7 protein-coding genes and 1 pseudogene are annotated in these 6,985 nt (G+C 48.5%); 4 read left to right on the top strand and 4 right to left on the bottom strand.

Annotated features, from left to right (window positions below):
- Positions 1 to 642, bottom strand: a 642-nt coding sequence (locus KQJ18_RS19980) for a toll/interleukin-1 receptor domain-containing protein (RefSeq protein ID WP_216422566.1), incomplete at its 3' end; no start/stop codon positions are given.
- A gap of 459 nt (positions 643 to 1,101) precedes the next feature.
- Positions 1,102 to 1,752 (bottom strand): GntR family transcriptional regulator, encoded by a 651-nt coding sequence (locus tag KQJ18_RS19985; RefSeq protein ID WP_079224224.1) that lies wholly within the window; start codon positions 1,750 to 1,752, stop codon positions 1,102 to 1,104.
- Between the two features lie 84 nt (positions 1,753 to 1,836).
- On the opposite strand from KQJ18_RS19985, the gene KQJ18_RS19990 reads away from it, so the two are divergent.
- Together KQJ18_RS19990 and KQJ18_RS19995 are read left to right on the top strand one after the other, a co-directional pair.
- Positions 1,837 to 3,039: an MFS transporter gene (locus KQJ18_RS19990; protein ID WP_216422567.1), complete on the top strand. Its 1,203-nt coding sequence runs from the start codon at positions 1,837 to 1,839 to the stop codon at positions 3,037 to 3,039.
- Positions 3,040 to 3,079: 40 nt separating this feature from the next.
- Positions 3,080 to 3,686 (top strand): annotated as a pseudogene (locus KQJ18_RS19995) (isochorismatase family cysteine hydrolase).
- 239 nt (positions 3,687 to 3,925) lie between these two features.
- Here KQJ18_RS19995 and KQJ18_RS20000 read toward each other — a convergent pair.
- Entirely contained in the window at positions 3,926 to 4,450 is a 525-nt protein-coding gene (locus tag KQJ18_RS20000) for a GNAT family N-acetyltransferase (protein ID WP_216422569.1), read from the bottom strand.
- Positions 4,451 to 4,559: 109 nt separating this feature from the next.
- Between KQJ18_RS20000 and tam the strand changes: the two genes are divergently transcribed.
- Both tam and KQJ18_RS20010 read left to right on the top strand, forming a co-directional pair.
- Positions 4,560 to 5,318 (top strand): trans-aconitate 2-methyltransferase, encoded by a 759-nt coding sequence (gene tam, locus KQJ18_RS20005; RefSeq protein ID WP_216422570.1) that lies wholly within the window; start codon positions 4,560 to 4,562, stop codon positions 5,316 to 5,318.
- A 130-nt stretch (positions 5,319 to 5,448) separates the two neighbouring features.
- A complete protein-coding gene (locus KQJ18_RS20010) occupies positions 5,449 to 5,829 on the top strand; it encodes a GFA family protein (protein ID WP_085048228.1) in 381 nt (126 codons plus the stop codon).
- Here KQJ18_RS20010 and KQJ18_RS20015 read toward each other — a convergent pair.
- Positions 5,822 to 6,736: a bestrophin family protein gene (locus tag KQJ18_RS20015; RefSeq protein WP_085048229.1), complete on the bottom strand. Its 915-nt coding sequence runs from the start codon at positions 6,734 to 6,736 to the stop codon at positions 5,822 to 5,824. The two genes, KQJ18_RS20010 and KQJ18_RS20015, sit on opposite strands and share 8 nt — an antisense overlap.
- Positions 6,737 to 6,985 lie beyond the last annotated feature (249 nt).

Genomic DNA, 6,985 nt, shown 5'->3' on the forward strand with positions numbered 1-6,985 from the left:
GGACCAGGATAGCTCGAAAGCCATATCTCCAGCACCAACCCAGAATTTCCCGTTGTTCAACGTAGGGTTGAATGTAACAGTATTCGTTAAGGCAGGACTAACAAAGCTCTCTGGAACATCAAACACTATAGGTTCAACTGCCACAGGTTGCCGATTAAAAGGGTTCTCACCACGTGGTGGCCGTGGTTGAACACTTTCTCCCCACAAATCTGCGATAAGTTGTCTATAGCTTTGTTCGTAATTTTCTGATGAAAAATCTAACCATAAACGCGTTGCTACAAATGTCGGCACATTTGATTGCTCGTTATTAATAACTATAGGTATGACTCTATTGCTTCCTAAGTCTCTCATAATTTGCGAAGTAATAATCATTTTTTCATAGCCCACCCCACCACTTTGCATGGCATTTGCTTTTCTGACATATTCATCAGTGCAAACAACAATTACACGGTCCGAGTCACTAAGCCCTGATTCCATAAAATGTGGTAAATCACCTCCGATTTTCAAGTCCCATTGGTCAAGAGTAACTGCAACACCATTTCCCTCTAATCTGGTTGCGAGAGTAAGAACCCAGGCCTTATGAGCAGTTGAATCATGAGAATATGATATGAATACTTTTGGTGTTGGTTGAGATTGAAGCATAGAGCCCTCCAGGCAAAATAATACTGATAATCGCGCTTAATGAGTGTGGGTACAAGAGGGCTGAGTGCTTAGAAAGTGACATTTCAAACTGGCTGAATTGGGTGACATTTTAAGCTTGCAATAACAAGACGCGGAGAGCCATTTTTACGGTTCCGGCCTGGTCAATCAACCACATCACACAACGAACGGCTTACAGCGCGTTTCACGCAGCATGACAAATTCACGTATCGATACACCAGATTGCTACATCACAACGTCTTTAATACTCGTGCGCGGATCATTACGTATAACGTCTGTTTTTTCGATTCGTCAGACGTCGACGAAAACAGCCAGCCAATTCTGGCTGGTTAAGAGGTTTTTATGGTGTCCGGTCATCCACTCAAACCGCGCCGATACGTAATAATTTTTACGTACTGACCCCGTTCACAGGTCTGCGCCCCCGACGACCTGGAGACCATATTAGGATATCGCAATACCTCTCGCCCTTAGGCTACGCCTGCTTGAATTGATTGCCTCAAGAAGGCGGAGGCGGCTTTCGCAGAGATGAACGGCGAGTAATTCTGCTGCCTTATCAGTATCCCGCGACCGAAGCGCAGCAATTATTTCTCGATGATCATCCCACGCGGGATTTGACGGCGCTTTGTCGAGCCATCGTGCCCGTGAAAGTCGGCGCAGGGCATCGCTTACCCCTTCGAAAATAAACGCATTCTGACAAAGACGGGCCAACTGTAGATGGAATCGTGTCCCGGCATCGTCCATCACCTCTTCTGGCGCATCAGCAGTATTCGTTTTAAGCAGGTTTTCCAGACCGTTGAGTTGTTCTTCCGTCATTTGGCTGGCGGATAGTTTTAATGCCGCCACTTCCAATACTTCCCGGTAAATACACAGCTGTTCAACTTCAGCGACATCAATCGGTGCCACCATCCAGCGTAACCCGTCACGACATACTAGCCCTTCTGACTCCAACTTTTGTAATGCTGCACGCACAGGTGTCCGGGACGCGTTAAACGTCGCTTCAGCCCAGCGCTCCGTTAACCGCTCTCCCGGCCCCAGCTCCATGTTGAGTATCAGTTTTCTTAATTGGTTTTCAACCTCAGATGCCTGGCTCATGACGGCAATGATCTCCCAAAAATTGACAGTGAAATGCATTATCTTTATGGTATACCAATATGGTATACCATAAAGAGTATTTCTATGACCCAATTGTATAACAGCTTCTGGCAACGAAACCTGCTCGTTTGCTTCATTGGCTCGTTCTCAACCGTCTTCGCAATGACCCTTATGCTGCCGTTCCTGCCTTTGTATGTCGAAGAACTGGGTGTTAGCGGGCATGCCGCGGTCGTTCAATGGTCTGGCGTAGCATTTAGCGCAACGTTTATCACGGCCGGGTTGATCGCCCCTGTCTGGGGAAAACTCGGTGACAGATATGGACGCAAGTCGATGCTCGTGAGAGCCAGCCTTGGCATGGCAGTTACTGTTTCGCTTATGGGGCTGGTGACAAATATATGGCAACTTGTCGGATTAAGGTTGTTAGTTGGCCTGGCAGGAGGCTACTCATCCGGCGCGACAATTCTTATCGCAGTTCAGGCTCCCAGAGACCGTGCAGCCTGGGCGCTGGGGATTGTTTCATCCGGTGTAATGGCTGGCAATCTTGTCGGTCCACTTGCCGGAGGATGGCTTCCTGGTCTGATCGGTATTCGAACCACGTTTTTCTGTGCAGGTGCGCTGATATTTCTGTCCTTTATCATGACCCTCACACTCATTCGCGAAGAGGTGCAAAAGCCTGAGGATACAGTGGCAAAAACGGGAGTGAGCTGGTCGCAGTTGCCTGCCCGTACTGTAATTATCTGCATGCTTTGCACCGGTCTGCTGCTGATGCTGGCCAATATGTCGATAGAACCCATTATCACAGTCTATGTGCGCACTCTCGTCAGTGAGGCTTCTCAGATAACGAAAGTAGCGGGATATGTGATGGCTGCAACGGCTCTGGGCAGCATTATTTCCGCGTCATGGCTAGGAAAAGTGGCAGACAGGATAGGACATTTACGCATTATCACGCTGGCTCTGACTGCGGCCGGTTTACTGCTGATCCCTCAGGCATTTGTCACCTCCGGGTGGCAACTGATTGCCCTGCGTTTCCTTATGGGACTGGCACTCGGAAGCTTATTGCCTTGTATTGCAGCAGTGATACGCCACCGCGTACCAGAAGGTATGGTGGGCAGCATTCTTGGCTATTCCGTCGCAGCACAGTTCGCTGGCCAGTTCATCGGACCGCTGATTGGCGGCTTTGTCGGCGGGCATATCGGTATGCGAGCCGTCTTCCTGGCAACCAGCTGCATCCTGCTATCCGGAGCGGTCTGGAACTTTAAAATCCATCGCCAGTCAGCAACACGCTAACTGACTTCATTACACGTCATCTGCAAACTTCGGAAATTTAATGTCAAATCAACTTAGTAACATCAGTAAAAACAGCGCTCTGCTGGTTATGGATTTTCAGACGATCATCCTTAACAATTTCCTCCCGCAAGAAAGCGCTGGAAACGTTATCCGCAATACAGCATCACTGATAGCCGCTGCGCGCACGGCAGGCGTACCGGTCATTTATGTCAGTGTCGGATTCCGCAAGGGGTATCCAGAGGTCAGCAAAAACAACACGATCTTTTCTTCGATTAAAGAGAATGGAATTTTTATGGCTGACAACGAGAGCACGGCTATTCATCCTGATGTCGCTCCGGCAGAGAATGAGGTTGTCATCGTTAAACGCAGAGTCGGAGCTTTCTCGTTTACCGAACTTGAGATGGTTCTCCGTGCTCAAGGCATCGAAGAGCTGATTCTTACCGGTGTGACGACCAGTGGCGTTGTGCTTTCTACAGTCGGGCAAGCGTTTGACCTGGATTACCGCCTTATCGTTGTGAGTGATTGCTGCGCAGATCCAGATCATGAAACCAATGTGTTTTTGCATGAAAAAATTCTACCTCAACATGCTTTTGTTACCAGCTCATCTGAAATAGCAAAAGCCTGGGCATAAAAATATGAATTGCTGACATCAAAATAACCGTAATGTACTGGGGGAAGATGACCGGATATGCCCGTTCATATGAACGCCCCCCCTGATTAAAGATGGCGTTGCATCGACTCATTGAACTCACAGCACTAAGCAGACTTTTCAACATTTGGACATTTCTAACGAGCCAGTGATTAGACAATTCTGGTGGGCTTTGACAAGTAGATAATCGTTATATACTGCTCCATGAGACATCGCTTACTTTCCGAAAAACGGTAATCAAATTGCCCCCCTCCGATACAGGATGTGTTGTGCTAACCGGTGATCAGAGGGCAACGCGGGATGCACGAACTCTTCAGTTTTATTCATGCCCAACCGTATCATCAGACGCTCTGACGGTTTATTCAGCAACGACGTAAATGAAACCACCTCACTTAACGCCAGGTCCTCGAAAGCAAACGTCAGGCACGCCTCGGCGGCCTCCAATGCCAGCCCCTGGTGCCAGAAGGATTTAGCAAGACGCCAGCCTATTTCGGTACAGGGTGAAAAGTGAAATTTATCAGGTTGTGGATGTAAACCTACACACCCCACAAACTGCTGTGTTTCTTTAAGTTCAACGGCCCAGAATCCCCAGCCGCGCTCTGTAATGCCTTCCTGGAATCTGGCAGCCAGGTTGTCGCTTTCCGTTCGTTGCAGCGGAGCCGGAAAAAAACGCATCACGTCCGGATCGGCATTTAACGCGGCAAACGGGGCTTTGTCTTTGTCTTCCCACGGGCGTAAAATCAGTCTTGATGTTTCCAGCATATTTCTGCCCTTCTCCTGTATTTTCATATAATCTTCTAAAAGAAATGGCTCATCGGCAAGGACTTATGTGCCCCTTTCCGCCTTCTTCTCTCATACTGGAGATTCATTCATGGCCGACTGGAATCCTGCGCTTTATCTGCAATATGAAACTGAACGATCAAGACCCGCTGCGGAATTACTCAGCAGAGTGGCGTTAGAGAATGTCCATTCAGTGGTCGATCTTGGCTGTGGTCCGGGAAACAGTACGGCATTACTGCATCAGCGCTGGCCCTCGGCTGTAATTACCGGGGTTGATACCTCACCCGCCATGCTTAATGAGGCGCGCAATGCATTACCGACATGCCGTTTTATTGAAGCGGACATTCGTTCATTCCAGACAGAGCAGCCTCTGGACCTGCTGTATGCCAATGCCTCATTGCAGTGGGTTCCCGATCACTATGGATTGTTCCCGCATCTGGTATCGCTACTGGCTCGCAATGGCGTGCTGGCTGTACAAATGCCGGATAACTGGCTAGAGCCAACACATGTTTTGATGCGTGAAGTGGCTTATGAACAAGGTTACCCTGACCGGGGCCGCTCGCCGCTTCCTGGCGTTCACGCCTACTATGATATTTTGACTGAAGCGGGCTGTGAGGTGGATATCTGGCGCACAACGTATTATCACGTTATGGATTCACATCAATCGATTATCGACTGGGTAAGCTCAACGGGCCTGCGGCCCTGGTTGCGTGATTTGAGCGAAAATGAGCAACATCTTTACCTCGCGCGTTATCATGAGCTACTTCAGGAACAATATCCTCTGCAGGAAAACGGTAAAATTTTGCTGGCCTTTCCGCGGTTATTTATCGTAGCCAGACGTAATGATTAAGCGTTTATTATAAGTGCATCACAGGAGCTGACTATCTGCCATGCGCGCCCTCGCCTTTTTATCATGAGGATCTAGTGACAAAGCCTGTCATCTGCTAGTGTCTGGCAACGTGTTTCTGACAGGAGTTGTCATGTCTAAAGTCTACATTGGTGGCTGTCTGTGTGGTTCGATTCGCTTCGCGGCCAGCAGTCCTAATAATTCCCATACCTGCTCCTGCGATATATGTCGGAAACATACGGGCGCACCAACCGTCGTCTGGATTGAGTTTAATGCAGAAAATGTAACGTGGACCGGTAAAGCCGGAAAACCGACAACCTGGCGCTCTTCTGAGACGTCAAGTCGGGCATTTTGCCCTCAGTGTGGCAGTTCCGTAGGCGCCATTGATGACGCCCCGGTTATTGCGCTGTTAGCTGGCGCTTTTGACGATCCTGACGATGAAGACCTGGCGCCGGAATTTCATTCTTTTTCAGATATGCAGCCTACATGGTGGCAAAAGAATGTAACTAAGTGAGTTGGTAATGCTTATCCGGAATGTGTTTTGCTGGCACGTTTGTTTCATCATTCATCTGTAACAAATCGATTTCAATCGCATTGCAAATCGCATCCAGCGGGAGGTCGTTGTTCTCTGTACCAAACGGATCTTCCAGCTCTTCTGCAAGCGTATCGAGCGAAATAAAAGTATAGGAAATCAGCACTGAGATAAACGGCGTCATGTAATGTAAATCTACCACCAACGCGAATGGCAACATGATGCAAAACAGATAGACCGTGCGATGAAGGATTAAGGTATAAGCAAACGGGACGGGGGTATTCGCGATCCGTTCACATCCTGCCAGCACCGCAGACATATCATTTAACCTATTGTTTAAACTATGGAATAATATGTCTGACAGTTGACCATTGCGCCGACGTACAGCTAACCATTCCCCCATCAGCAACAGAATGCGATTTGCCGGTGATTGTGAGGCAAATACTATTCGCAGATCCTCCTCACTAAGGTATTTCGCCAATGGTTCAGCCTGTGGCTGACGGCGTAAAGTCATGCGTAAACAGTGGGCAAAGGCGATTTGCAGACGAACAAACTGTCCCAGTTCGCTGTCGTCCGGCAAGGTAGTTTTTACTTCACGTAGCAGCGACCGGGAAGCAATCATCAACTGCCCCCACAGGTGTCGAGCCTCAACATAACGTGAATAACAGGCGTTATTACGAAAACCTAAAAAGATAGCAATCGCCACGCCGAGAATGCTGAACGGCGCCAGGGTAAATTTGATGCCCAGCATCGTATACCACGGCAGCATGATAATAACGGCGATGGAGAGCAGGAAGTTCAGCAGCAGACGTGAAAAAATTTTAGATAATACCGACCCATGCCAGACGAATATCAGGCGTAGCCAGTGTTGTTGGGGGCGAACGATCATGGTTATCTTCAGAAAAATGTGAAATCCGTCACATTAGACGCGAACATGATCAATGTTGCAAGCTAATCGCAACACTATCTAAACATCTTTCCTCCTGCTGAACGGACGATGCGCTGAAGTGGCAGACCGTCACCATAAAAGTAGAAAACTATAGTATGTTGTAACTAAGTAAGATCTGTAAAAAACCCGGCCTGAGCCGGGTCTGCGTATTAGCACAGTGGTTTAACGGCTTCGCGCATGCCTTTTAGC

Origin of the sequence: Citrobacter sp. S55_ASV_140 (assembly GCF_018919505.1) — a bacterium.
Taxonomy (GTDB): Bacteria; Pseudomonadota; Gammaproteobacteria; order Enterobacterales; family Enterobacteriaceae; genus Citrobacter; species Citrobacter werkmanii.

Bases quoted from the DNA above. Each gene is read 5' to 3' on its own strand.
- KQJ18_RS19985 (WP_079224224.1), bottom strand. From the start codon at position 1,752: ATGAGCCAGGCATCTGAGGTTGAAAACCAATTAAGAAAACTGATACTC.
- KQJ18_RS20015 (WP_085048229.1), bottom strand. From the start codon at position 6,736: ATGATCGTTCGCCCCCAACAACACTGGCTACGCCTGATATTCGTCTGG.
- KQJ18_RS20000 (WP_216422569.1), bottom strand. From the start codon at position 4,450: ATGCTGGAAACATCAAGACTGATTTTACGCCCGTGGGAAGACAAAGAC.
- tam (WP_216422570.1), top strand. From the start codon at position 4,560: ATGGCCGACTGGAATCCTGCGCTTTATCTGCAATATGAAACTGAACGA.
- KQJ18_RS19990 (WP_216422567.1), top strand. From the start codon at position 1,837: ATGACCCAATTGTATAACAGCTTCTGGCAACGAAACCTGCTCGTTTGC.
- KQJ18_RS20010 (WP_085048228.1), top strand. From the start codon at position 5,449: ATGTCTAAAGTCTACATTGGTGGCTGTCTGTGTGGTTCGATTCGCTTC.